The following is a 2,467-nucleotide window of genomic DNA, read 5'->3' as shown; positions in this document are numbered from 1 at the left end:
GTGCGCCATGAAGCGCTCTGTCATATCCCCGGCTCAACCGGGAGGAACGGAAGGGAGGTTCCTGGGCCTGATGGCTTACCTGGATCCGAAAGGTGAAGGGGACAGTAGCATGCCAGAAAAATCAGCGGTCGTGTTCAGGCACGGAAGCGATGCGCTGAGGGGCCCGCGTGATATGGCGAAAGCTGGACTGCCTGAACCCCAATCTCCAGAGGATGGAATGCCCGACATCCGTCGGAAACCTGTGCCTGACACCGGCGCCGCGCCCTGTGGTGGAGTAATTGCGTATCCACCACACCCTTCGGGTGGCGGATCGATTCCCAGTGAGGGAATTCAAGGAGATGAATGGGGCGCCTACGTCACGCTAGACACGTATGACAGAGACGAACATGGGATCACCTAAAGGACGCGAGTCCCACGGTGACGGAGGCCCCGTAGTAGTCGCAGGAGTCACGACCTGCCAAGGCGGGCGGGAAAGCCGCCCACAGGGCGAAGGGGGCCAGGTGACCGGATATCACGTTGCTGGGAGGTATGCGTAATGCAGAACGCCGAAACGGTACTTGATGTCCTGCGTGAACGCGGCAGGCGCGGCCTGCCGTGCGAAGAACTGTATCGACAGCTGTTCAACCCGAACCTGTATCTGCTCGCCTACGGGCGCATCTACGCCAACCACGGCGCGATGACTCCCGGGGCCTGCGGGGAGACCGCAGACGGCATGTCCGAGGCCAAGATCGGACGCATCATCGAAGCCATGCGCCACGAGCGCTACCGCTTCGCACCAGTGCGACGCACCTACATCCCGAAAACCAATGGGAAGTTGAGGCCCCTGGGCCTGCCGTCCTGGTCGGACAAGCTTGTGGGTGAAGTGATCCGCCTCCTCCTGGAGGCCTATTACGAGCCCCGTTTTTCCGGCCGATCCCACGGTTTCCGTCCTCGCCGGGGCTGTCACACGGCATTGTCCGAGGTGGCACACAACTGGACCGGGACGACCTGGTTCATCGAGGGAGACATCTCCGACTGCTTCGGGTCGATCGACCATGACGTCATGGCGGCGATCCTGGCGGAGAAGATCCACGACAACCGGTTCCTGCGCCTCATCCAACAGATGCTGAAGGCCGGATACTTGGAAGACTGGAGGTGGCATGCCACCTTGTCGGGTGCCCCGCAAGGCGGCGTCCTCTCCCCTCTCCTGTCCAACATCTACATGGACCGACTGGACACGTTCGTCGAAACAGTTCTCATTCCGGAATACACCCGAGGAAAAACCAGGCGCAAGAACCCCGCCTACCAGAAGGTGGAGAACGCGATCTGGGCTGCCCGGCAGCGGCACGCGAGAAGAAAGGAACACACCGAGTCCGCTCAAGTCCGCGAGTGGCGCAAACAGTTACGAGACCTTCCGGTCGGCGATCCCCGTGACTCCGGCTACCGAAGGCTGCGTTACATCCGCTACGCGGACGATCACCTCCTCGGGTTCATCGGACCCAAGGCCGAAGCCGAGACGATCAAACAGTGCCTGAGTCAATTCCTGCGCGACGACCTCAAGTTGGAACTGAACCAGGACAAGACCCTGATCACCCACGGCCGCACCCAGGCCGCGCGTTTCCTCGGCTACGAGATCACCGTCCAGCACGCCGATGCCAAGATCTCCCGGGGCGGCCGCATCAATCGAGGCCTGCGCTCCATCAACGGGAAGATCCAACTCCGCGTGCCCAGGGCCGTGATCAAAGCCAAATGCGCCCCCTACCTCAAGCACGGCAAACCCGAGCACCTGCTCCAGCTGACCGAATGCACACCCTTCGACATCGTCAGCCTCTACGGAGCCCAGTACCGGGGCATCGTTCAGTACTACCTGCTCGCCGGCGACGTCTGGAAACTCGACCGGCTCAAGAGGGTCATGCTGACCTCCATGCTCAAGACCCTGGCCGCCAAGCACCGGTCGACGGTGACCGCGATGGCCAACAAGTACAAGACGACCATCGCGACACCTCAGGGACCACGCAGGTGCTTCGAGGCCCGGGTCGAACGAGCAGGCAGGAAACCACTGACCGCGCGGTTCGGTGGTATCCCCCTCACCCGCAAGAGGACGGCTGTCATCAACGACCTGCCGCCCACCCAGTTCACCCCGCGCAGCCGCCCACGCGGCAGCCAGCTCATCGACCGGCTCCGCAAGGGATGGTGCGAACTCTGCGATCAGCGAACCCGGTTGGAAGTTCACCAAGTCCGCTCCCTCGCAGAGCTCCGCAGCAAGGAAGAACAACCAGCATGGGCGCAAACGATGTTGGGGAAACGGCGCAGAACCCTCGTGGTCTGCTCGCCCTGCCATCAACGCATCCACGCAGACCACGGATGAGGAACACGTAGTAGTCACTGGAGAGCCCGCTGCATCGAAAGGTGCACGGCGGGTTCGGGCCGGGGGCCACTGGAAAAGGACCCGCACACGCGGGCACCTCGCCGGTGGCCTACCGGTACT

The 2,467-nt window shown here is 62.5% G+C and carries 1 protein-coding gene; it reads left to right on the top strand.

Features of this window, described 5'->3' with window-relative positions; genetic code table 11:
* Positions 1-535: 535 nt before the first annotated feature.
* Positions 536-2,347: a reverse transcriptase/maturase family protein gene (locus tag LN042_RS36640; protein WP_230055796.1), complete on the top strand. Its 1,812-nt coding sequence runs from the start codon at positions 536-538 to the stop codon at positions 2,345-2,347.
* Positions 2,348-2,467: the final 120 nt, after the last annotated feature.

This window comes from Kitasatospora humi (assembly GCF_020907985.1).
Lineage (GTDB): Bacteria > Actinomycetota > Actinomycetes > Streptomycetales > Streptomycetaceae > Kitasatospora > Kitasatospora humi.
This window is presented reverse-complemented; position numbering and strand designations above follow the sequence as displayed.

Excerpts from the sequence above, each read along its gene's own strand:
- LN042_RS36640 (WP_230055796.1), top strand. The coding sequence starts at position 536 with ATGCAGAACGCCGAAACGGTACTTGATGTCCTGCGTGAACGCGGCAGG.